This is a genomic window from Nonomuraea sp. NPDC001699, from assembly GCF_053596455.1.
In genome coordinates this window covers 290699-312283 of record NZ_JBSFGF010000001.1, presented here as the reverse complement: position 1 = coordinate 312283, position 21585 = coordinate 290699, and the positions used below count along the sequence as shown (strand labels likewise).

The following is a 21585-nucleotide window of genomic DNA, read 5'->3' as shown; positions in this document are numbered from 1 at the left end:
CCGGGAATCGGGTGTCAAGTTCCCCGGGAGTTGGGACTATCTAGAGAAAGTAGGCGTATATAGTCAGCCGATCAACTAACACCGCGGCCTGGAGGACGACATGGCCATCCCAGACCTCATGCCGCATCCTGTGGCAGCCAAGTACGCCGTCCTAGTGGATGTCGGTTATCTGTACGCTGCGGCAGGTGAGGTGCTGCTCGGCGCGAAGGAACGCAAGGAATATCGGGTGGCCGCCGATGAGCTCATCCAGAGTCTACAGAAACATGCAGAGGAACGTATTTCCGGCGAACTTCTGCGGATCTATTGGTATGACGCAGCCCGCGACCGTGTGCCGACCGTCGATCAGCGGGTCATCGCCCAGCTCCCGTGGGTCAAGGTCCGCCTTGGCAACCTCAACGCCCGCGGCCAGCAGAAGGGCGTCGACGCGCAGATCAGGAGCGACCTGGAGGCACTCGCCCGGCATCACGCGGTGACCGACACGATCCTGCTGGCCGGCGATGAGGACATGGTCCCGGCGGTCGAGGCGGCGCAGGCGTACGGCGTGCGCATCCACCTGTGGGGCGTCGAGCCCCCTTACGGCACCAACCAGGCCGAGCGCCTGGTGTGGGAGTCCGACACGGTGGAAGTGATCTCCGCCGATTTCCTGAGACCCTTTTTCAGTCGCGCTCCGCAGCCGGTTGCGGTCACCCCGCCCGCCGCGGCTCCCTCGCCCGCCCAGGTGTTCGCCGGGCGCGCGCCGGTCAAGCCGCACGCCAAGCCCGGCCAGGTCGCCAAGCTGGGGCCCAGCCGTCCGCGCGTGGAGGACGTCGGCGAGCACGTCGCCCAGAAGTGGATACTCACCCGCGGCCGCGACAACATCCGCGACCTGCTGCCCGGCCCGATCCTGCCGACCGTGATCGACACCGAGCTGCTGATCGAGGCGGAGAAGGAGCTCGGCCACTCGCTGCGGCCCTACCCGGAGGCCCGGGTCTGGCTGCGCGACGGGTTCTGGGCGCGCGTCTACCGGGAGTTCGACCTGGGAGTGGGGGTCTCCTCCAAGTAGAGCAGCGTCTCGGCGACGGCCGAACGGGCGTAGAGCACGTACCGGCCGGTGCGGTGCGCGGTGCACAGGCCGGCCTTGCGCAGCGCCGTCAGGTGCTGGTTGACGCCGGGCTCGGAGAGCCCGGCGCGCTGGGCCAGGTCGCGCGTGGAGGCCGGCTGGTCGAGCTCGGCCAGCAGCCGGGCGCGCGTCCTGCCGAGCACGGCGGCGAGCGCCTCGGGCGGGTCCACCTCGCGGCGCTCCCAGAGCGTCGCGATGCCGCGCGGCGCGTAGCGCACGGTCGGCTGGTACGGCGGCGTCGTGACCGACAGGACCCGCGGCCAGGCGAACACGCACGGCACCAGCAGCAGCCCGAGCCCCCTCAGTGACCGCCGGCCGGTGACGTACAGGTGTTCCAGCCGCAGGGTGCCACCGTCCCAGGTGACGGCGTCGTCGAGGTCGGCCAGCATGCGCTGGGCGCCGCCCTCGGCCAGCAACCGAGCGCGGTACAGGATCTCGCCCTCCAGCAGCGATCGGATCCGCGGCCAGTACGGCGCCATCGCCGCCTCCCAGTAGTCGGCCACCTCCACGGCCAGGCGTTCGAGGCCCTGTTCCGGGTCGTCGTAGAGGGCCTGCACGCGTTTCGTCCAGGGGCCGCCGATCTTGTCCAGGTCCGTGCGGACCCGTGCGACCGCGCCCCGCATCGTGGCGAGTTCCAGCTCCAGGTCCGGCATGGACGTCGAGGGCGGCGTGCAGGTGAAGCCCGCGATCGAGACCGTGGGAATCGGGACCAGGTCGGACAGCAGCCCCCAGTCCACGTCCTGGAGGCGGCGGCGCACCTGGTCGGCCCAGGGGCGCAGGAGCGGGTGCGCCGCGGGGTTCTTCACCACGCGCACGCTGGTCACGACCTCGCCGAGCGGCGAGACGGCGAAGCGCGTGTTGGCGATGTCGTGGGCGGTGAACGTCAGGTCCAGGGTCATTGGATTTGCTTGTCACTTAATCGATAGCGGCCTTGAGCGACATTTCAGCATTCTGCCGACATGTCAGCAACCTTGGTGGAAGCTCCACTTCTGCGGCTTCACGCGTTCCGCAACCTGTACGTCGCCGGCACGGTCAGCCAGCTCGGCACCCAGATCGGCTACGTCGCACTCCCGCTGCTCGCCGTGACCGCCCTCGGGGCGGGCGCGGGCGAGGTCGGGCTGCTCTCGGCCCTCGCCACGCTCACGGCCCTCGTGCTCGGGCTGCCCGCCGGGGCATGGGTGGACCGCGTCCGGCGGCGCCGCCTGATGATCGCGATGGACGCCGCGCGGGCCGCGGCGCTGCTGTCGGTGCCGGTGGCGTGGTGGGCCGGCGTGCTGTCCATGGCGCAGCTCTACGTGGTGACGACGCTCGTCGGGGCGGGGACGCTGCTGTTCGACGTGGCGTCCATGAGCATCGTGCCGGGGCTGATCGGACGCGAGCGGCTGACGTCGGCCAACTCGCTGCTCGTGGGCACGGCGGCGGGCATGGACGTCGCCGGGCGCAGCGTCGCCGGGGTGCTCGTCCAGGTCGCCGGCGCGCCGGTGGCCGTGCTGCTGGACGCGCTGAGCTACCTGTGGTCGGCGGCCTGGCTGCGCGGCGTCCCCGAACCGGCCCTCGCACAGGACGGCCCGGCGGGCGACGCGGAGTCCCTGCGGGCCCGGATCGCGGAGGGCGTACGGTTCATCCTCGGCAACCGGGTGCTGGTCGCGGCGCTGGTCCAGGGCGCGATGGCGAACCTGGCGTTCCCGCTCTGCTCGGTCCTGCTGCCGGTGCTCATCGTGGGGCAGCTCGGCTATCCGGAGTGGGTGCTTGGAGCGTATCTGGCGGTGAGCGGGCTCGGCGTGCTCGCCGGGTCGTCGTCGGCCCATCTGCTCGGCCGGCGCTTCGGCACCGGCCGCGCGGTGTGGCTGGTCAGCCTGGTCACCGCCCCGCCCGCGCTGGTGATCCCGTTCCTGGGGCCCGGGGCGTGGCTGTGGGCCGCGGCTGCGGCGTGGTTCGTGGTGACGTTCCGTACCGGGGTGAACAACGTGCTGCTGGTGAGCCTGCGGCAGCGGGTCACGCCGGACCACCTGCTCGGGCGGATGACGGCCACGATGCGGCTGCTGCTGACGGGGGCGGTCGGCCTCGGCGGGCTGCTGGCCGGGTTGATCGGCGAGCTGTGGGGGGTGCGCGCGTCGCTCTGGACGGGCGCGGTGATCATGGCCGTGAGCTGGCTGCCGATCCACTTCTCAGCCCTCCGCCGGTCAGGTCCGAATACCGCTGGTCAGGCGCTCTGAGCTGGTGACCTGCGTTTTCATGGTCAGGTCCGATTTCCGCCGGTCGGCACCCGCGGCGCGCGCATAGTCTCGGAGGCATGTCACCCCTAGAGCTCGACTTCGACTCCTGTTACCGGGCGGTCTCCGCCAGGGACTCCCGGTTCGACGGGCGCTTCTACACCGCGGTGACGACGACGCGCATCTACTGCCGGCCGATCTGCCCGGCGCGTACCCCCTCCTCCAGGAACGTGCGCTTCTACCGGCACGCGGCCTCGGCGGAGGCGGCCGGGTTCCGGCCGTGCAAGCGCTGCCGGCCCGAGCTGTCGCCCGGCGACCCCGGCTGGGACCTGCGCGGCGACCTCGTCGGCCGGGCCCTGCGGCTGATCGACGACGGCGCCGCCGACGAGCGGGGCGTGGCAGGGCTGGCCCGGCGGCTGCACATCACCGAACGCCACCTGCACCGGCTGTTCGTGGCCGAGCTGGGCGTCGGACCGCTGGCCGTGGCCCGGACGAAGCGGCTCCTGCTGGCCAAGCAGCTTCTGACGGAGACCGGGCTGCCGGTCACCGAGGTGGCGTTCGCGGCCGGGTTCGGAAGCGTGCGGCAGTTCAACGCCACGATGCGGGAGACGTACGGCTTCACGCCCAGCGAGCTGCGCGCCACCGCCGGACGTCCGGCCGCGCCGCCCGAGCCCGAGGTCGCCGGGCCGGTGACGCTGAGGTTGCGGCTGCACCGGCGCGAGCCGTACGACGTGGCGGGCGTGTTCGGGTTCCTGACCTCGCGGGCCATCCCCGGCCTTGAGGTCGCGGGCCCGGCGTCGTACTCCAGGGTCGTGCCGGGCGGGACGATCAGCCTCACCCCCCGTCCCGACCACATCGCCCTCGACGTGGCCGTGGCCGACACCCGGCAGCTCGCCCGCGTCGTCGCCCGCTGCCGCCGCCTGCTCGACCTGGACGCCGACCCCGACGCCATCGCCGAGGCGCTCGGCCAGACCTCGCTGGCCCCGCTCGTCCGGGCGCGGCCGGGGCTGCGGGTCCCGGGCACGTTCGACGGGTTCGAGCTGGCCGTACGCGCGGTGGTCGGCCAGCAGATCTCGGTGGCCGGAGCGCGTACGCTGCTCGGCCGCATCGTCGCCAGGACCGGCGGCCCCCTCTTCCCCACCGCGGCCGAACTGCGCGAGGCCGACCTGACAGGCCTCGGCCTGACCAACCGCAGGATCGCGACCCTTTCCGACCTGGCGGGCCGGGTAGCCGACGGCGACATCGACCTCGACGGCGGCCAGGACCCGGCCGAGGCCGTGGCCGAGCTGCTGAAGGTTCCCGGCATCGGCCCGTGGACCGCCAGCTACATCGCCCTGCGCGCCCTGCGCGACCCCGACGCCTGGCCCACGGGCGACCTCGTGCTGAACAAGCGCATGGCCGCCCTGGGCATCCCGCACGACCACATCGAACGGTGGCGGCCCTGGCGGGCCTACGCCGCCCTGCACCTCTGGAGCTCCTCATGATCACCGCTCAGGTCCTGCCGACGCCGATCGGCTCGCTGTCGCTGCTCACCCGCGAGGGCGTCCTCGTCGCAGGCGGCTTCACGGCCGACCCGGCGGAGATGTTCGTCCGCCTCACCCCCGCCCTACAGGCGGAGGGCCTGGACGTGGTGGACGACCTCGGCGCCCCCGCCGAAGCCGTCCGGGCCTACTTCGACGGCGACCTCGACGCCCTGGACGCCGTCCCGGTCTCCCAGCCCGGCTCCCCCACCCGCAAGCGCCTGCACGAGGCGTTGCGCGAGGTCCGCGCGGGGACGACGGTCTCGTACGCCGAACTGGCCCAGGCCGCCGGCCTTCCGCGCACCGCCGCCCGCGCCGCCGGCTCCGCCTGCGCCCAGAACCTGATCGCCCCGTTCGTCCCCTGCCATCGCGTCCTGCCCAGCACGGGCGGCTACGGCGGGTACTACTACGGCGTCCCGGTGAAGGAGTGGCTCCTCGCCCACGAAAGCGGACAAAAGCCCAACTGAGAGTAATCGCTCGACAGCGTTCGGTAATGTGTTCGCATGTCGCCGACCCTGGAACATGAGTTCCTCCTCGAACTCGTCCGGCAACGCCCCGAGTTCCGAGCCGACGCGGGAGTTCACTATGGCTATGGGAACACGCGAGCCTAAGAGCAAGTGGGTCCGCCAGTGGGTCGCCGAGAGCCGGGCCGAGGGCATGGCTGAGGGCATAGCCGAAGGCGAGGCCCGAGGTGAGGCCATGGGCCAGGCAAGAGGAGAAGCCAAGGGGGAGGCCAAGGCGATCCTGCGCATTCTGGCGGCTCGCGGCATCGCAGTGCGGGAGGAGGAGGCCGAGCGGGTCTTCAGGTGCACCGACCTCGACGTTCTCGAATCCTGGATCGACAGGGCTCTCACCGTCGAGGCCGCCGAGGAGCTGTTCGACCCGAGCTGAGCGCGTCGCTCGGTGGCCCCGATGCCGTAGGGCTGGAGGCATAGAATACATCTCATACGACGTTAGTAGGCGTAGGCATTATTTGTGCACGCCGACTATCTGTCGGACGCTCGTATGAGGAGGAGGGTGTCACATGCCTCTAGCCGACGACGCCGTGGAGGCGCGCGCCCAGGGGTGGCGTACCCTCGCCGCGCTGCACGCGAAGATCGAGGACAGGCTGGAGAAGGCGCTGGAGAAGGAGCACGGCCTGAGCGTGAGCGAGTACACCGTGCTCGACGTGCTCGCCCGCCAGGACGGCTGGCACATGCGCATGCAGCAGCTCGCCCGTGCCGTCGTCCTCAGCCAGAGCGCCACGACGCGGCTGGTCACCCGCCTGGAGAAGCGCGGCCTGCTCAAGCGCTACCTGTGCGAGGACGACCGGCGCGGCATCTACTCCGAGGTCACCCCCGACGGCCGCGACCTGCTGACCCGGGCCGGCCCGACGCACGACACGGTGCTGAAGGAGGTGCTCGCCGAGGCGGCCGAGCAGCCCGAGCTGGCCCCGTTGGCCGCGGTGATCGCCTAGGGCTTCACGTTGCTCTGGATCTCGCCGACCGGCACGTCCCGGGTCGCGCCCACCTCGACGGGCGCGAACTGGAACGGCACGGCGTCACCGGTCGTCTCCACCGGCCACGACGTGGTCACGGTGAGCCGGTACGCCTCGCGCGGCTGGTCGATCGAGGCCCGCAGGTAACGTACGCCGCAGGTGAAGGAGGCCCCCTTGGCGTACGCGCGTCCGGCGGCCCCGCAGCCCTCCTCGTGCACCTCGGCCCGGTCCTTCGTGGTGCCCGGGTCGATCTTGATGCTCTTCAGCGTGGCCACGACGGTGACGCTCATGACGCCCGGGATCTCCGCGGTCACCGACCTGCGCCGCTCGCCGAGGCCCTCCACCCAGACCCAGGTGGGCAGGTTGACGAAGCTCTTGGCGTCGGGGCTCAGCTTGATCGTGGGCTCGGGCACGGTCAGGGACGCCCTGGCGATCTCGGCCAGCTCCCGGATCGTGATCCCGGCGGGCGGCGTCGTGCCCGGCGGCACGAACACGAACGGGTCGAGCGCCGCGAAGCAGACCTGGCCCTTCGGGTCGGAGGCGTCGTAGGCCGGGCCCCACCAGCGACCGTCCTTGCCGACCTTGTCCTTGAACTGTTTGAGGAACTCCTGGAACTTCTCCTCGGACGCGTCCTTGGTGTACCGGAACCAGTAGTCGCGCACGGACTCCTGCGACTTCAGCATCTCGGCCCCGGTCATGCCGGGCTCGTACCAGCAGGGGCGTTTGAGAACGTATCCGTCGGTGTTGCCGCCCTTGGCGCCGTTGCCGGAGACGACGATCCGGGAGTTGCGCAGCTCGATCCCTCTGGTCCTGCCGTGCTCGATGGGGCTGCCGGCCGTGTCACCCGGGTCGCCCGGGGCGTCGAGGTGCCCCAGCAGCATCAGGGCCGCGGTGGCCAGCGAGATCACGCGGTTCATCGCGCGCATCCTTCCTGGTCGTAGAAGAGTTCCCGGATCCGCCACACGCCGTCGTCGCCGCGGTGCGCGAGGGCCCTCTGCAGGTAGGGGGCGCGCATGATGGAGGGCTGGGGTGAGACGGCCTCGCCGCTGCTCGCGCTGACCACGCGTACCTTCGACTCATCCACGCAGGTGTCGACCTGCGCGCCCTTGTCCAGGACCTTCGTGACGCGCAGGTCGTACAGCCGGGCGACGCCCTTCACTCTTCTGTCCTCCTCGGTGTACCGACGTACTCCGTCATACGCCTGGCGCACCGCCTGGAGTTCGAGATCCAGATCCTTCAGGTATCGATCGCTTCCCGAGACCATCACCTTGCGGGAGGCGAGGTACCAGTCGGTGATGACGGTCATGAGCGGATCGCGCCGGTCCGGCCAGTCGATGTCCACCCGCAACTTCCCGCCGCCGACCTCGATCGTCTCGACCCCGGGCGCGCCCGCGGAGGGTCGCGCCGAGCCCTCCGTCGCGGTCGCGGGCGCCGGGACGCTCCCCGACGGACCCGGCTGCGGCGTGTACGGCCGCGCCGCCTGCCCGCAGCCCGCCACGACCAGGACGAGCGCGATCACCGACATACGTCTCATGCGGACGACTCCCTCACCACGTGGATGCGCCACGAGGGCAGCAGTTCCTCGATCAACGCCTCGGTCTCCGGGGCCATCCCGCCGCCGTACGGGTGGGAGGCGGCCCGGCGGGTCAGGACCTCGACCACGGCCCGCATGCGGACGGCGTCGCCGGTGGCGTGCGTGGCCCGCAGCAGGTCGCGCCAGAGCCCCTCGTCGTCGGTCGCCAGCAGCAACGCCGCGCGTACGGCCGCCACCGCCGCGTCCGGCTCGTCCTGGGCCAGCCGCAGCTCGCACAGCCGGTGGGCCGCGTCGGCCACGCCGGCCGCCACGTCGTACTCCAGGTCGTCGGCCGCCAGCCAGGCGTACCGGCCGGACGGGCGATTGGCCAGGAGCGGGCCGCGTACCAGGCCGAGCGCCTTCTCCAGCAGGACGGTCCGGGCCGTCGCGTCGTGCTGGGAACGGCGGACCAGCTCGCGGAACAGGGCCCAGTCCGTACGGACTTCCGGGCCGAGCCTGAGCCGTCCGGCCTCGTCGACGTGCAGGTGCTCGGGGCCGAGCCAGTCGGCGACGCGGGCGATCGTGGCGTCCCTGACCATGGTCTGCACGCCGCGCGGCCACAGCACGCCGCCGAGGACGACGGGATGCACGCCGCCGGGATGCGTGGCCAGGTAGACCAGCAGCTCGGTGGCCAGCGCCATGCGGCCCTCTTCGAGCGGCGCGAGCCCCACGATCTGGACGGGCCCGAGCATCTTGATCTCGACGGCGGGCGGGTGCAGGCCCTCCAGCGGCTCCGCCTCGGGATACGCCTCGCCGTCGAGCCGTCCGGCGGTGTGGAAGAGGTCGACCAGCGCCTTGTAGTGGCGGCGCGGCAGGAGCTGGGCCTCGACCTCGAAGCCCAGCTCGGCGATGCGCGCCTTGCCGTCGTCGCCGATCTCCAGCGTCCAGGTGGCGTGTGGGACGTCGCCGGCCAGGACGTACCCGGCGGTGTCCCGGCGGGCCAGCAGCGCCAGGCGGCGGGCCTCCTCGTGCGTGGGGGCCACGGCCGACAGCAGGTAGTGGGCGTCGCGCGGGCTGCCGGAGACCCGTCCGGTGAGCACCTCCCTGCGCGGCGCGGCGGTCGCCTCCAGCTCGGGCAGCACCTCGGCCAGGCTGCCGACGGCCCTGATCCGGTCGGGGGCGATCGCGGTCAGCTCCTCGCCGAACCCGACGAGCGTGATGCGCATACGGTCGGACCAGCGGTTGGTGGCCAGCTCGACGGCGAGCGCGGCCAGCGCCGCGGTGGTCTGCGGGCCGCGTACGTTGATCAGGCCCTGCGCGGCCTCCAGGTCGATCAGCACCCGGCCGCCCGTGTCCGTGCCGATCGAGACCAGCCCCGGGTACGGCGCGCCGCCCGCCTGCTCCTCCAGCAGGCGGCCTTCGTGGGCGGGCAGGCGCCACACCTGGCCGCCGTCCTGGGCCGTCCACGGCTCGGGCGGGTCGTCGTCCGGCGGGTGGATCCACAGGTCGAGCGTGCGCGGGGACAGGTGGGCGCCGTAGACGGTGGGCGGGGTGCGGTGCTGGGCGGCCAGCTCGGCGCCGAGCAGCCGCAGCCCGATGTCGAGGATGCGCGCGCCGGGCGCGTCGCCGCCCAGCCTGAGCGCGACCTCGGCCTGGGCGGCGTCGTCGCGCGGCCGGACGATCCTGCGCCCGAACACCCTGCGCCACAACTGCTCCCGCCGCCTCCTGGCCAGCAGGGCCAGCAGCCCGGCGGCGGCCAGCGACGCCCCGGCCAGGTAGTCGATCAGGTCGAGGCTCTGGGCCTCCCTGATGGTGATCTCGGGCTGGTCCTGCCGGACGTCGGGCTTGCGGTGCCTGGCCTGGTCCTTCTCGGTCTTGTCGGCCTTGTCGGCGGTCTTCTTCCCGACGTCGTGCCGGGCGTCGGGCTGGGCGCGCGTGTGGGCCACGCCGGGGTGCTCGCGCAGCGTCTGCTCGCGGGACTGGCCGGCGGGGACGATGTGGGCGTTCCTGGCGTCGTCCGGCATGTCGAGCACCCAGCCGGGCCGGATCAGGTCGGCCATGCGCAGGCGGGTGCCGTCCGGTTGCTCCTTGGCCTGGTTGAGTCGGTAAATTTCGGGATATCGGCGGCCGTCTCCCAGGCACTTCTCCGCGATCTCCCACAGGCTCTCGTGGTGACGCCCGTGCGGGGGCTGCACCACGTACACCTTCTTGGTCTTGTGGGTGTCCAGCGTCCGCTCGACGATCGGCGCGGAGTAGGCGACCGCGGTCACCGGCGGCGCGGCGGGCGGGGCGGCCATCCGCGCGATGGGCGCGATCATCGCCCCGGCGGTGAACAGCAGCAGCACCGCGCCGACGAGCTTATTGGCCAGCGCCTGCGTGCCGCCCGACAGCGGTACGCGGGCGGGTATCCCGACTCTCCGCACACCGGCGTACACCTCGACCAGCACGCACACGAAAAGCTGGAACCAGGCCAGCCAGACCAGCAGCACCAGCACGGCCTGGATCGTGCTCGGCCCGACCTCGGCGGTGAAGAAGCGCAGGTCGAGCATCTCGGCCGTGACCGGCGGCCCGGCGAACATGAGCAGCGCGTACGGCACCCCGCCCACCAGCGCCACCAGCGCCACCAGCGCCGCGAGCCCGGCGACCACGTCGCCGAACGTCCGCCTGGCCGGGACACGCGCAGGCGGCCGCCTGGGCTGGTGCCGCCCCGGGGGACGCGTCGGCTCTCGCGTCGGCTCTCGCGTCGGCATCGCCGCTCCCTTCTTCCGTCCAGCGTCCTGCCTCGTGCGTTGCCCCGGCCACCGAGTGGCGGGAATCGGTCTACCTGGCTTCAGGGGCGGCCGTGGCCTCGCCGTTCATCTCCGCCCCCGGGAACCCGAGGGCTCCGAGGAAGAACGCCTCCCACCGCACCGAGACGCTGACCGTCACCCGCTCCTGCTCGACCGAGCAGGAGCCGCGCGCCACGCCGTCGCCGCCCTGGGCCGCGACGATCTCGTCGGCCCTGGCGCAGACCTGGCCCTCGCCCAGCAGGGTGACCTGCCCGTCGGTGCGCAGCCGGTCGACGTCGATCTGGTCCGCGCCCGCCCGCGCGGCCTGCTCGGCGACGTCGGCGGCGCGCAGGCGGGCGTTGATCGCCGCGCCGCCGTCGACCAGCAGCCCGGCCAGGAGGAACACCACGACGGAGAAGAGCACGGTGAACACCGACATGGACCCCCGCTCCCCCTCCTTCACGGCTCCCGCCTGACGAGCTGCTCAAGGGGCACCACGGCGGTGCCCGTCAACCGCTTGGTGCCGCCGAACCCCAGGAACCCGAGGTCGAGTTCGCAGGCCACTTGCGCCTGCACCTGACCGCCCGCCTCCCAGGTGGACCCGTCCAGGTTCACGGTGGTGCCGCCGCACTTGCCCTCCAGCGCGCTCTTCGCGGTGCTCTCCGCCGCGGCGCCCGCGTCGTCGAAGCCGCGCTGCACGGACGCGGCCCGCGCGGCGTCCCTGGCCGCCCCGTTGACCCGCCCCTGCGTCTCCACCAGCACCCCCGCCCCGACCAGGAACATGAGGAACAGCAGGAAGACGGGGGCGAGCATCACCGTCTCCACGGCCATCGAACCGCGCTCGCCCGGCTTCATCGGCAGTCATCACCGCCGTTGTCGGGGCGGAAGCACTCGATCGGCCCGCCCGCGGTCGCCGTGATCGTGAACGTGAGCGGCGGCAGCAGCGGCACGACCTGCACGGCGCTGCCCGTCACCGTGACGAAGCGCTGGTCGGGGTCCTGCTCGGAGGTGGTGGCCGCGGCGTTCTCCAGCAGACGCGGGCCGACGGCCTTGACGATGTCGGTGGCCTTCGCCGTGGCCGCGCCCTGCCAGTCGCCCGAGTCGAACGGCGCCGCCCGGGCCACCCGCGCGCCTTCCCTGGCCGCCGCCTCGGCGATCTCACGACCGTGGAACCAGAGCGCGACCTGCACGACGAGGAGCGCGACCGCGAGGACGACCGGCATCAGCAGCGCCAGCTCGATCACGGTCGCGCCCCGCTCACGAGTTTCCGCCACCACCGCCGCCGCCGCCGAACGTGCCCTCGATCTCGCTGGACTTCTGCTCGACCAGGGTCTTGATCAGCGTGGCCAGCCCGAGCGCGACGCCCGCGATGATGGCCGTGATGATCACCCACTCGACGGCGGAGGCGCCCCTGCTGGGCGCGGTGCGGGCACGCTGGATCCGCACCCCGAGGTAGGCGGTGAGATAGACGATCCAGGGATGGTTCATCAGGCCCCCAACATCTTCATTGCGGCGGGAAAACTGAGGAAGATCACGAAACCGGCGCACAGGAGGAGCTGGGCCACGAGCATCGACTGCGAACGTTCGCCCGCCCGTCCCTCGATCTCGGCCAGTTCGCGCCGGCGCAGGGTGGCGGCCCTGGCGGTGAGCGAGGCGCGTACCTTGGCGCCGTCGTCGGCCACCAGGCCGAGCGCGGCCGACAGGTCGCGCAGCTCGTCGACGTTGATCTCCTCGCCGAGCTGGCCGAGCGCCTGCCACGGGGTGATGCCGACGATCCGGGCGCCGCCCAGCGCGTCGCGGATGCGGCCCATCGCCCAGTTGGGCTGCTCGCCGCTGACCGAGACGGCCATCATCAGCGCCTCGGGCACGCCGCGCCCGCCCGCCAGGTTCATCGAGACCAGGTCGAGGAAGGCGCCCACGACGTGCCGGAAGTCGCGTCGCATGGCCGCGGCCTCCTTGCGGATCTGCAGGTCGGGCAGGAAGAAGAAGAGCAGCGCCACGAGCACGGCCGACCAGAACGGGACCGTGAACGACACGCCCCACCCCATGAGCGCCAGCCAGCCGAGCAGGATCGGGAAGGCCAGCAGGCCGCTCGCGGCGAGCAGCACCTTGGTGGCCAGGAACGCCTCGAACGAGCGTCCGAGCAGGGCCAGGTCGGACTTGACCGAGCGGGCCTCCCAGCCGCGGGCGCCGTAGAGGCGGGCCAGGCGGGCGCCGAGACCGCGGCGGAAGGCGCTGACCTCCTCCTCGGGCAGCAGGAGCTGGATGCGCGGGGCGTCGGCGTCCTCGCGCACGGCGTCGAGCGCCAGCAGCCGCGCCACCAGCCCTGGACGGGCCGGGAACAGCGCGCGCAGCAGGACGAACAGGCCGAGGCCGAGCACCGCTCCGGCCAGCACGCCCTCAACCATGGCCGCCTCCTCCCATGAGCAGCCGGGTCGGCTTGTCGAACCTGGCCAGCCGCCGCATCCACGCGAACCCGGCGCCGAACAGGCCGCCGACGACCACGAGCACGGCCTGGCCGAGGGTGGAGCCGTACTCGCTGACGTAGGCGGGGTTGAACAGGATGAGCAGCCCGGCGAAGACCAGCGCGGTGATCACCACGATCTGCACGCTGCGCCTGGTCGAGCGGCGTTCGGCCTCGACGCGGCGGCGCATGTCGAGCTCTTCGCGGGCCGAGACGGCGAGCGCGCCGAGCACGTCGCGCAGACCGGGGCCGCGCAGCCGGGAGTTGAGGATGAGCGCGGCGATCACCAGGTCGGCCGAGGGGTCGTCGAGCTCGTCGGCGAAGCGGGACAGCGCCTCCGGCAGCGCCATCCTGGTGTGCAGGCGGTCGACCATGGCCCGCAGGTGGGGCCGGAGCGAGGGCGCGGCGGCCCTGATGGAGGACGGGATCGCCTGCTCCAGCCCGGCCGCCCCGGCGATGGTGTCACGCAGCGACTCGGTCCAGGCGGCCAGCCCCTCCAGGCGGCGCATGGCGGCGCGTTCCTCGGCCGCGCCGCCGGACAGCCCGCGCCAGGCGAACACGAGCAGCACCGCGCCCACCGCCAGGACCGGCCAGCCTGTGATCACCAGGACCAGGCCGGCGGCCACCACGGCGACGGCGGTGCGGGTGGTGAGCATCTTGACGAGCGGACGTTTCGGCTGGGACGGGCGGCGGCGCAGGCCGTACAGGGCCAGGAAGAACAGGAAGAGGCCGCCGCCGGCGGCCGCTCCGGCCAGCATCGCGAACGGGTCGAGGTCGAAGGCCATCCTCACCAGCCTCCCGGGTTGTAGCCGTGGGCGATGAGCTCCTCCAGGCACGAGACCGGCGCGTGCGGCACGGCCGTGCCGTCGGGGCCCGGCGCGAACACCTCGCTCGACAGCACGCGGCCGTCGCAGCCGTTGACCTCGCGGATGCTGGAGACGTAGCGGCGCAGGGTGCCGCCGACGTGGTAGTCGTTGCGCTTCTCGATGAAGACGACGAAGTCGATCGCGCCCGCGATGAGCATGTGGGTGGCGTCGATGGGGAGGCGCTCGCCGGCCTGGAGGGCGTAGGTGGCGATGCGGTTGAAGACCTCCATGCTGGAGTTGGCGTGGATCGTCGACAGCGAGCCGTCGTTGCCCTGGGTCATCGCGTTGAGCATGGTGACGATCTCGTCGCCCAGCACCTCGCCGACGATGACGCGGCTGGGGTTCATCCGCAGCGAGCGCCTGACCAGCTCGGCCATGGAGATCTCGCCCTGGCCCTCGGAGTTGGGCAGGCGCTGCTCGAAGGCGACCACGTTGGGGTGGAGCTCGGAGAACTGGTCGAGGCCAAGCTCCAGGGCGCGTTCGACGGTGATCAGGCGCTCGGTGGCCGGGATCTCGTTGGCCAGCGCCCGCAGCAGGGTGGTCTTGCCGGCGTTGGTGGACCCGGCGATCATGAGGTTCTTGCGGGCGGCGACGGCCGCCGTCAGGAACCTCCCGACCTCCGGGCTGATCGTGCCGTTGCCGGTCAGGTCGGACAGGAAGACCTTGCCGAGGCGGGACCGGCGGATCGACACGGCCGGGCGCACGGTGACGTCCATCACCGCGCTCAGCCGGGAGCCGTCGGGCAGCCGCAGGTCGAGCTGGGGATTGGCGGTGTCGAACGGCCTGCTGGACAGCCCCGAGTACGCCGCCAGGATCTGGATCAGCTCGACCAGCTCGTCGTCGGACTCGGCGACCGGGTCGTGCATGATCTCCTGGCCGTCGGCGTAGCTGACGAACACGCGGTCGCAGCCGTTGATGTCGATGTTCTCGACCTCGGGGTCGTCGAGCAGCGGCTGGAGGCGGCCGACGCCGAACAGCGCGGCGTGGATGCCGGCCGCCAGGCCCTCCTCCTCCTCGATGGTGGGCGGCGTGCGGCCGAGGCCGATCTCGTTGCGCGCGTGCTCCTCCAGCACCTGCGAGATCAGCGCCCTGGCGAACTGCCGCTCGTCCTCGCCGGACATCGGCGGGACGCCGCTCGCCTGGTCGATCCGGCGCTGGTGGGCCAGCCGGTCGCCGACCTCCTGGCGGAAGCGTTTGACGAGCGTGTGGTCGATCACCGGTGGCTCACCAGCCTCGCGGCCAGGTCGCGGGCCGTACGGATCAGCAGGGACCGGTCGAGCCGGCCGCCCCACTGGCCGCGCAGCAGCTCCGCGCCCTTGGGATCGTGGGCCAGCCCGTGGACGAACTGGACGATGGGGCCGACGATCCGGCGCACGTCCTCGATGGAGGCCCGGTAGTTGCGCGGGTCGGCGATCACGACGACGCCGTGCGCCTTGGTGATCTGGAGGCGTTCGCGCAGGTGGGCGACGTGGTCGAGGGTGGCTCTGGTGAGCAGGAGCACCTGCTCGGCCTCGGCCAGGAGGTCGGCGATCTGGGGGTGGGAGCCCAGCCGGCCGCAGTCGGCGATCACGTCGGCGTCGGGGATGGCGGCCAGCGACCTGCCCAGCGGGCCCCAGAGCCAGGTGAGCCCGGCCGCCTGCTCGCCGTGCGTCAGCCCGGCCAGCACGTCGAGCCCGCCGATGATCTTCTGCGTGTGCTGGTGGATCTGGGCGGGTTCGAGGCCCCTGCGGGCGGTCGCGCCGAGTGTGAGCAGGCCCTTGCCCGGGTTGAGCACGCCGCCGTCGGCGGCCGGCAGCCGGTAGGCGAGGTCGCCTCCGGCCGGGTCGCACTCGGCCAGCAGCACGGGCCGCGGCCACACCGCCGCGAGGGCCGTGGCCGCGGTGGTCACGCCGGGCGCGCCCTTGTCGGCGGCCAGAACGATCAGCGCCACGTCAGCGCGCTCCCGGAAGCTCGGCCACCGCGATCTCTCCGCTGGAGGCGTAGGCGAGTATTTGTGGCGAGTCGGACGAATCAACGATCACGGTGATCTGCCCGGAATTACCGCCGGTTCTGCTCTTGTCGCCCGTGCTGAACACGAGCGCGCTCTCGGCGAGCACGCGGCTTTGCCCCTGAGCCGTACGGTTCGGCACGTACACCACCTGGACGCGGTCGCCCTGTTCAATTCCGGCGGGCATTTGGCCGGGTTTGAGGGCGAGGCCGACGGTGGCCTTCCCCGGGCCGAGCTCGTCGCTGGCCTTGCTGCCCATCCGGTTGGTCAGCAGGGTGCCCGGCAGGATCGTGACCGCCGCGAAGCTCTTGGTCACCTCGCCCCGACGGGACCAGGGGACGTAGTCGACGCCCGTGTCCGAGGCGATCTTCACCTCTTCGAGCATGCCGTCCACGAACTTCTGGCCTGCGCCGACCTGCTGGGTGATCCTGATGGCGGAGACGCGGTCGCCGCTGCGCAGGACGAGCAGCGTGGTGGCCAGCGCGCCGCCGAGAATGAGCAGGACGGCCAGCGCGGCGAGGGCCGGCTTGCGTTCGCGTGGGGGCACGGGGAGCTTGCGCGAGGCCGGGCCGGACAACCCCGCCGCGTTGTCGGCGACAGGTTTTTCACTGGTCCTCATGGGTGGGGGGCTCCCATTGTGAAATGCGGAATTCACGCCCATTATGTGGGGCGCCCGGGTGAGGCGTGGGCGGAATGCGAGGACCCATGCTTGTTTCGCAGGTGGCGTGATGTCAACCCGGAACAATCGATGCCTATTGTCTCTACCAAGTTGACGAATACCGATTTATCGGCATGGTAGTCACAATTTTATCTTCGGTCACGCTGGTCACAGGTTTATCAGAATTGTTCCAGAGTGAGCCCGCGAGTTATCCACAGGAACGCGTTCTCATGCCGTTGGCGTCAACCGGGACGCCTACTCTCGCTTCTGGCGCTACCTTGGCGCCCGAGGTCGAGCGAGGAGACGGCACATGCGGATCATGCTCACCGTGCTCGGCGAGCAGGGCGACCGTGACGTGGTGATCGACGGCGACGAGGGCGCCACGGTGGCCGGGGTGACCGAGGCGCTGAGCGGGCGCACGTCCATGGCGAAGGTCGTCCACCTGCCGAGGACACGCGCGCCCTACGGCCTGTCGCCCGAGGCCGAGGCCGAGGCCGAGGCCGAGGTGCGGGGCCGGGTCGAGGCGCGCATCCCCCGTCCGCGCGTCCCCGACCGGCTCGACGCCCCCGCCGGCGTGCCCGGTGACTCCGGCGCCCTGCTCTGGCGCGACGGGCGTCCCCTTGATCCGCGTGCCGTGGCGGCGGCCGTCCTGCGCGACGGTGACAAGGTCACGCTCGACCCGCGCCTGGCCCGCGCCACCGTCGTCGAGGAGCCCGGCGGGGTGGCCGAGGTCCGCGTGATCGGCGGCCCGGCGGCGGGCACTGTCCACCGCCTGGGGCTGGGCGTGCACGTCATCGGGTCCGACCCGACGTGCGCGATGGCGGTCGCCGACCCCCTCCTGGCCGCCGAGGCGGTCGCCGTGCGCGTGACGCCCGACGCGATCACCGTCGAGCGGGCGTACCGACAGGGCCCCGGGCAGACCTCCAGGCTCAAGCTCAAGGGGCGGTGGGCCGAGGAGGTCGCCGAGCTGACCGCGCGGGTCGCCGAGCGGGAGGCGGCCGAGCTCGCCGCCGAACAGGGCGAGACTCCCGAGCTCGACGGCAGGGCGCTCACCGAGCCCGCCGAGTGGCCCGACCAGGCGGTCCTGACCTGCGGATCGTCGGTGTTCGTGCTGACCTCGATCGAGCCGAAGGACGCCCACCTCGCCCCCAGGAGCGAGGGCGGCCTCGCCTACAACCGGCCGCCCAGGCTGCGCCGTCCCGAGCCCGCGCGCAAGTTCGTCAGGCCCAAGGAGCCGACCAGGGCCGAGGGCATGCGGCTGCAGTTGCTGGCCGCCCTCCTGCCCGCCGTGCTCGGCGTGACGCTGGCCTTCGCCCTGCGCGCCCCCTACTACCTGCTCGTCGCCCTGATGACGCCGATCATCATGATCGGCCAGTGGGTCAGCGACCGCCGCCACGGCAGGAAGAAGCACAAGCAGGCGCTCAAGGAGTTCGGCGAACGGGTCCGGGCCTACGACGAGGAGGTCGAGCAGGCCAGGGTCGCCGACGAGGCCGCGCGCCGGTCCGACGCGCCCGACCCGGCCCAGGTCCTGCTCACCGCCACCGGGCCGCGCAGGCGGCTGTGGGAGCGCAGGATCCACGACGCCGACTCGTTGCGGCTGCGCGTCGGCCTCGCCGACCTGCCCGCCAACCTCGACCTGTCGGAGGAGCAGGGCGGCCCCATCGACCCGCCGCTCTGCCGGGCCGTGCCGGTCGCGCTGGCCATGCGCCGGCTCGGCGTCGCGGGCGTCACCGGCCCCCGTGAGGCCGCGACCAGCCTGGCCGGCTGGCTGATCGCCCAGGCCGCCACCCTGCACAGCCCGCGCGACCTGGCCATCGTGGTCGTGTCCGCGCGCGCCGACGGCGAACGCCGCTGGGGCTGGACACGCTGGCTGCCGCACTGCGCCCCGCGTTCCGGCGACGACTGCGTGGCCCTGGTCGGCACCGACCCGGAGTCGGCCGCCCGCCGCGTCGCCGAGCTGGCCGCGCTCATCGACGAACGCCAGAACACCGCCATCCCCGAGTTCGGCAAGATCCCAACAGGCTGGGACGATCTGGGCGGTCCCGAGAAGCCCAGCTTCTCCTCCTACGACGTGCGTCCCCATGACGTGCTGGTGATCCTCGACGGCGCCCAGATCCTGCGCGGCCTGCCCAACATGCCCCAGGTCCTGCGGCAGGGCCCCCGTACCGGGGTGTTCGCCCTGGCCATCGACGACGACCAGCGGCTGCTGCCCGAGGAGTGCCAGACGGTGGCGGCGTGCGGCTCCGACGGCCTCGTCCGCCTGCTCGGCGGAGGTCTCGACGTGATCGGGCCGGTGCTGGGCGACCTGGTCTCGTCCGCCTGGTGCGACCGGCTGGCCAGGGCCCTGTCCCCGATCCGCGACGTGAGCAGGGACGATCCGGCGGGCAACCTGCCCGGAGCCGTGCGCCTGCTCGACCTGATGGGCATGCCCGAGCCCGCCGGCAAGGAGCTGGCGAGCCGGTGGCGGGCCCACGGCACGACCCAGGCGCTGATCGGCGTCGGCCCCGACGGCCCGTTCTCGGTCGACCTCAAGTTCGACGGCCCCCACGGGCTGATCGCCGGCACCACCGGCGCGGGCAAGTCCGAGCTGCTGCAGACCCTGATCTGCTCGCTGGCGGTGGCCAACCGGCCCGACCAGCTCACGTTCGTGCTGATCGACTACAAGGGCGGGGCCGCCTTCAAGGAGTGCGTACGCCTGCCGCACACGGTCGGCATGGTCAGCGACCTCGACGGGCACCTGACCCAGCGGGCTCTCGACTCGCTGGCGGCCGAGATCCGGCGCAGGGAGCACCTGCTGCTGGCGGCGGGCGCGAAGGACATCGACGACTACGCCGGCGAGGCGCCCCTGCCGCGCCTGGTGCTGATCATCGACGAGTTCGCCGCGCTGGTGGCCGAGCTGCCCGACTTCGTGGCCGGCCTGGTGGACATCGCGCGGCGCGGCCGTTCGCTGGGCATCCACCTGATCCTGGCCACCCAGCGGCCGGCCGGCGTGGTCACGGCCGACATCCAGGCCAACACGTCGCTGCGGATCGCGCTGCGGGTGACCGAGCCGGCCGAGTCCACCGACGTCATCGACCTTCCCGACGCGGCCGCGATCTCCAAGTCCACCCCTGGGCGGTGTTACGTGCGGTCGGGGGCGGGGGCGGCGATCGCCGTCCAGACGGCCCGGGTCGGCGGGCGCAGCCCCGCCCGCACGCCGTCCGCCGATGGCCCGGCCCGGCGCGTGCGCGTGCTGGAGGTCGACTGGCGTTCGCTCGGCAGGGCCCTGCCGCCGCCTCCGGAGCCGGAGGAGGAGTCGGCGGGCACCGACCTCGGGCTGGTGGCCGACGCGCTCATCGAGGCCGCCCGGTTGGCGGGCGTCCCGGCCCAGCCGAGCCCGTGGCTGGACCCTCTGCCCACCCAGCTGGCCCTCGACCTGCCCCCCACCGGCCCGCCACCGCTCGGCGAGCCCATGTCACCGGAAGGCGCGGCCGAGGGGTTCCCCGAGGTGGGGGCGTTGGCGTTCGGGGTGACCGATCGTCCGTGGCGGCAGGATCGGTGCCCGCTGGCGCTCGACCTGGCCAACGGAGGCCATCTGCTGATCGCGGGCGCCCCCCGCAGCGGCCGTTCGACGGCGTTGCGCACGATCGCGGGCGCGATCGCGGCCCGGACGTCGCCCGCCGACGTGCACGTCCATGCCATCGACTGCGGCTCGGGCGCGCTGCTGCCCGTCATGGCGATGCCTCACTGCGGGGCCGTCGTCACCCGCGACCAGATCGAACGGGTCGAGCGCCTGCTCGGCCGCCTGCGCGCCGAGGTGGGCCGCCGCCAGCAGCTCCTGGCCGAGGCGGGCCACGCCTCGCTGGCCGAATACCGCCAGGCCGGGCACCGCCTGCCCTGGCTGGTGCTCATGCTCGACCGCTGGGAGGGCTTCGTCGCCGCGTTCGAGAGCTACGACTACGGGCGCCTGATCGAAGCCCTGCTCCAGCTCCTGCGCGAGGGCCCGGCGGTGGGGTTGCGGGCGGTGGTCACCAGCGACCGGTCGGGCCTGCTCGGCCAGGTCTCGACGGTCTTCGACGACCGCCTTCTCCTGCGTCTGGCCGACCCGTCCGACTACGGCTTGGCCGGTTTCCCGCTCAAGGGCCTGCCCGCGTCCATGCCTCCGGGACGCGCCCTGTCGCTGGGCGAGCACGGCATCACCGAACACCACATCGCCCTCCTGTCCGCCGATCCCGCGGGCCCGGCCCAGGTCGCCGCCCTCCAGGCCCTGGCCCGCTCCGCGAGCCCGCAGTCCGCGGGGCTCGACGGCCGAGGCCGGGAGGGCGAGCGGCCGCTGCGCGTCGACGCGCTCCCGATGCGGATCACCGCCTCCCAGACGATGGACCTCGATCCCGCGTTCACGCCGCCGTCACCGCTGTGGGCGCTGGTCGGCGCGGGTGGGGACGCGCTCACCCCGCTCGGTTTCGACCTGCTGGCCCACGGACCGGGCGCGGTGGTCGCGGGGCCGTCGCGTTCGGGGCGGTCGTCCGTGCTGGTGACGGCCGCGCGGTCGCTCGTCGCCGCGGGCACGCCGGTCATCGCCGTCGCGCCCAGGCGGAGCCCGCTGCGCGAGCTGGCGGACGCCGTGGCCGTGCTCGACGGGAACGCCACGAACCTGCCCGAACTGGTCGCAGACCTGAGCCAGTACGTCGTGGTGGTGGACGACGCCGAGCTGGTCAACCCGGACTCACCGCTGGGAACCGCCTTGGAGGAGGTGCTGCGCTCCGGCCGGGACGGCGATCACGGCCTGCTGATCGCCGGTGCCACCGGTGATCTGGCGGTCGTCTACCGCGGGTTCGTGGCCGAGACGCGCAAGTCCCGTACGGGGGTGCTCCTGTCGGTCCAGGGCCCGACCGACGGCGACCTGTTCGGCATCCGGCTGCCCCGCGGGGCCGGCGGCGGTCCTCCAGGGCGCGGCCTCCTGGTCACCACCGGCAACGTCACCCCTGTCCAGACGGCCCTCCCCGACACCTCCTGACCACTGCCCACTTCCGGGCCGCGC

The 21585-nt window shown here is 72.6% G+C and carries 20 protein-coding genes; 7 read left to right on the top strand and 13 right to left on the bottom strand.

The features are described from left to right. Positions 1-100: 100 nt before the first annotated feature. Positions 101-1042, top strand: coding sequence for an NYN domain-containing protein (locus ACWCSU_RS01560; protein ID WP_352321648.1), 942 nt, complete (start codon positions 101-103; stop codon positions 1040-1042). Here ACWCSU_RS01560 and ACWCSU_RS01555 read toward each other — a convergent pair. After that, complete coding sequence (locus ACWCSU_RS01555; protein ID WP_449932832.1) at positions 1000-1998, bottom strand: DUF5937 family protein; 999 nt, start codon at positions 1996-1998, stop codon at positions 1000-1002. The genes ACWCSU_RS01560 and ACWCSU_RS01555 overlap by 43 nt on opposite strands. Before the next feature lie 60 nt (positions 1999-2058). Here ACWCSU_RS01555 and ACWCSU_RS01550 point away from each other — a divergent pair, with 60 nt between their 5' ends. From ACWCSU_RS01550 to ACWCSU_RS01530, 5 genes are all read left to right on the top strand, one after another. Continuing rightward, entirely contained in the window at positions 2059-3315 is a 1257-nt protein-coding gene (locus ACWCSU_RS01550) for an MFS transporter (protein ID WP_449932830.1), read from the top strand. A gap of 77 nt (positions 3316-3392) precedes the next feature. Next, positions 3393-4796 carry a DNA-3-methyladenine glycosylase 2 family protein gene (locus ACWCSU_RS01545; protein ID WP_364086292.1) on the top strand — a complete coding sequence of 468 codons (1404 nt, stop codon included), beginning with the start codon at positions 3393-3395 and terminating at the stop codon, positions 4794-4796. Further along, positions 4793-5299 carry a methylated-DNA--[protein]-cysteine S-methyltransferase gene (locus ACWCSU_RS01540; RefSeq protein ID WP_357702569.1) on the top strand — a complete coding sequence of 169 codons (507 nt, stop codon included), beginning with the start codon at positions 4793-4795 and terminating at the stop codon, positions 5297-5299. Before ACWCSU_RS01545 ends, ACWCSU_RS01540 begins: the two co-directional genes overlap by 4 nt. A gap of 124 nt (positions 5300-5423) precedes the next feature. After that, positions 5424-5723, top strand: coding sequence for a hypothetical protein (locus ACWCSU_RS01535; protein ID WP_357702567.1), 300 nt, complete (start codon positions 5424-5426; stop codon positions 5721-5723). A gap of 133 nt (positions 5724-5856) precedes the next feature. Then, complete coding sequence (locus ACWCSU_RS01530; RefSeq protein WP_357702565.1) at positions 5857-6288, top strand: MarR family winged helix-turn-helix transcriptional regulator; 432 nt, start codon at positions 5857-5859, stop codon at positions 6286-6288. On the opposite strand, the gene ACWCSU_RS01525 is transcribed toward ACWCSU_RS01530, so the two are convergent. From ACWCSU_RS01525 to ACWCSU_RS01470, 12 genes are all read right to left on the bottom strand, one after another. Continuing rightward, on the bottom strand, positions 6285-7226 hold the full coding sequence (locus ACWCSU_RS01525) for a hypothetical protein (RefSeq protein WP_357702563.1): 942 nt from the start codon (positions 7224-7226) through the stop codon (positions 6285-6287). The two genes, ACWCSU_RS01530 and ACWCSU_RS01525, sit on opposite strands and share 4 nt — an antisense overlap. Next, positions 7223-7843, bottom strand: a complete 621-nt coding sequence (locus ACWCSU_RS01520) for a hypothetical protein (protein WP_449932825.1) — start codon at positions 7841-7843, stop codon at positions 7223-7225. The genes ACWCSU_RS01525 and ACWCSU_RS01520 overlap by 4 nt, the downstream gene beginning before the upstream one ends. Next, complete coding sequence (locus ACWCSU_RS01515; RefSeq protein WP_449932823.1) at positions 7840-10572, bottom strand: BTAD domain-containing putative transcriptional regulator; 2733 nt, start codon at positions 10570-10572, stop codon at positions 7840-7842. Before ACWCSU_RS01515 ends, ACWCSU_RS01520 begins: the two co-directional genes overlap by 4 nt. A gap of 70 nt (positions 10573-10642) precedes the next feature. Beyond that, positions 10643-11029, bottom strand: coding sequence for a pilus assembly protein TadG-related protein (locus ACWCSU_RS01510; protein ID WP_449932821.1), 387 nt, complete (start codon positions 11027-11029; stop codon positions 10643-10645). Between the two features lie 20 nt (positions 11030-11049). After that, a complete protein-coding gene (locus ACWCSU_RS01505; protein ID WP_449932819.1) occupies positions 11050-11445 on the bottom strand; it encodes a TadE family protein in 396 nt (131 codons plus the stop codon). Continuing rightward, positions 11442-11864 (bottom strand): TadE/TadG family type IV pilus assembly protein, encoded by a 423-nt coding sequence (locus tag ACWCSU_RS01500; protein ID WP_449932817.1) that lies wholly within the window; start codon positions 11862-11864, stop codon positions 11442-11444. Before ACWCSU_RS01500 ends, ACWCSU_RS01505 begins: the two co-directional genes overlap by 4 nt. Beyond that, positions 11848-12078: a hypothetical protein gene (locus tag ACWCSU_RS01495; RefSeq protein WP_357702551.1), complete on the bottom strand. Its 231-nt coding sequence runs from the start codon at positions 12076-12078 to the stop codon at positions 11848-11850. Before ACWCSU_RS01495 ends, ACWCSU_RS01500 begins: the two co-directional genes overlap by 17 nt. Continuing rightward, positions 12078-12998, bottom strand: a complete 921-nt coding sequence (locus ACWCSU_RS01490) for a type II secretion system F family protein (RefSeq protein ID WP_357702549.1) — start codon at positions 12996-12998, stop codon at positions 12078-12080. The genes ACWCSU_RS01495 and ACWCSU_RS01490 overlap by 1 nt, the downstream gene beginning before the upstream one ends. Then, positions 12991-13839: a type II secretion system F family protein gene (locus tag ACWCSU_RS01485; protein ID WP_357702547.1), complete on the bottom strand. Its 849-nt coding sequence runs from the start codon at positions 13837-13839 to the stop codon at positions 12991-12993. The genes ACWCSU_RS01490 and ACWCSU_RS01485 overlap by 8 nt, the downstream gene beginning before the upstream one ends. Before the next feature lie 2 nt (positions 13840-13841). After that, positions 13842-15137: a CpaF family protein gene (locus tag ACWCSU_RS01480; RefSeq protein WP_357702545.1), complete on the bottom strand. Its 1296-nt coding sequence runs from the start codon at positions 15135-15137 to the stop codon at positions 13842-13844. Continuing rightward, positions 15134-15850 carry a hypothetical protein gene (locus ACWCSU_RS01475; RefSeq protein WP_352361875.1) on the bottom strand — a complete coding sequence of 239 codons (717 nt, stop codon included), beginning with the start codon at positions 15848-15850 and terminating at the stop codon, positions 15134-15136. Before ACWCSU_RS01475 ends, ACWCSU_RS01480 begins: the two co-directional genes overlap by 4 nt. Before the next feature lies 1 nt (position 15851). Next, positions 15852-16526: a hypothetical protein gene (locus ACWCSU_RS01470; protein WP_449932813.1), complete on the bottom strand. Its 675-nt coding sequence runs from the start codon at positions 16524-16526 to the stop codon at positions 15852-15854. Positions 16527-16875: 349 nt separating this feature from the next. Between ACWCSU_RS01470 and ACWCSU_RS01465 the strand changes: the two genes are divergently transcribed. Beyond that, positions 16876-21561 (top strand): FtsK/SpoIIIE domain-containing protein, encoded by a 4686-nt coding sequence (locus ACWCSU_RS01465; RefSeq protein WP_449932811.1) that lies wholly within the window; start codon positions 16876-16878, stop codon positions 21559-21561. Positions 21562-21585 lie beyond the last annotated feature (24 nt).

Coding starts and splice junctions, on each gene's coding strand:
- ACWCSU_RS01560 (WP_352321648.1), top strand. CDS start 101: ATGGCCATCCCAGACCTCATGCCGCATCCTGTGGCAGCCAAGTACGCC.
- ACWCSU_RS01555 (WP_449932832.1), bottom strand. CDS start 1,998: ATGACCCTGGACCTGACGTTCACCGCCCACGACATCGCCAACACGCGC.
- ACWCSU_RS01550 (WP_449932830.1), top strand. CDS start 2,059: ATGTCAGCAACCTTGGTGGAAGCTCCACTTCTGCGGCTTCACGCGTTC.
- ACWCSU_RS01545 (WP_364086292.1), top strand. CDS start 3,393: ATGTCACCCCTAGAGCTCGACTTCGACTCCTGTTACCGGGCGGTCTCC.
- ACWCSU_RS01540 (WP_357702569.1), top strand. CDS start 4,793: ATGATCACCGCTCAGGTCCTGCCGACGCCGATCGGCTCGCTGTCGCTG.
- ACWCSU_RS01535 (WP_357702567.1), top strand. CDS start 5,424: ATGGGAACACGCGAGCCTAAGAGCAAGTGGGTCCGCCAGTGGGTCGCC.
- ACWCSU_RS01530 (WP_357702565.1), top strand. CDS start 5,857: ATGCCTCTAGCCGACGACGCCGTGGAGGCGCGCGCCCAGGGGTGGCGT.
- ACWCSU_RS01525 (WP_357702563.1), bottom strand. CDS start 7,226: ATGAACCGCGTGATCTCGCTGGCCACCGCGGCCCTGATGCTGCTGGGG.
- ACWCSU_RS01520 (WP_449932825.1), bottom strand. CDS start 7,843: ATGAGACGTATGTCGGTGATCGCGCTCGTCCTGGTCGTGGCGGGCTGC.
- ACWCSU_RS01515 (WP_449932823.1), bottom strand. CDS start 10,572: ATGCCGACGCGAGAGCCGACGCGAGAGCCGACGCGTCCCCCGGGGCGG.
- ACWCSU_RS01510 (WP_449932821.1), bottom strand. CDS start 11,029: ATGTCGGTGTTCACCGTGCTCTTCTCCGTCGTGGTGTTCCTCCTGGCC.
- ACWCSU_RS01505 (WP_449932819.1), bottom strand. CDS start 11,445: ATGAAGCCGGGCGAGCGCGGTTCGATGGCCGTGGAGACGGTGATGCTC.
- ACWCSU_RS01495 (WP_357702551.1), bottom strand. CDS start 12,078: ATGAACCATCCCTGGATCGTCTATCTCACCGCCTACCTCGGGGTGCGG.
- ACWCSU_RS01490 (WP_357702549.1), bottom strand. CDS start 12,998: ATGGTTGAGGGCGTGCTGGCCGGAGCGGTGCTCGGCCTCGGCCTGTTC.
- ACWCSU_RS01485 (WP_357702547.1), bottom strand. CDS start 13,839: ATGGCCTTCGACCTCGACCCGTTCGCGATGCTGGCCGGAGCGGCCGCC.
- ACWCSU_RS01470 (WP_449932813.1), bottom strand. CDS start 16,526: ATGAGGACCAGTGAAAAACCTGTCGCCGACAACGCGGCGGGGTTGTCC.
- ACWCSU_RS01465 (WP_449932811.1), top strand. CDS start 16,876: ATGCGGATCATGCTCACCGTGCTCGGCGAGCAGGGCGACCGTGACGTG.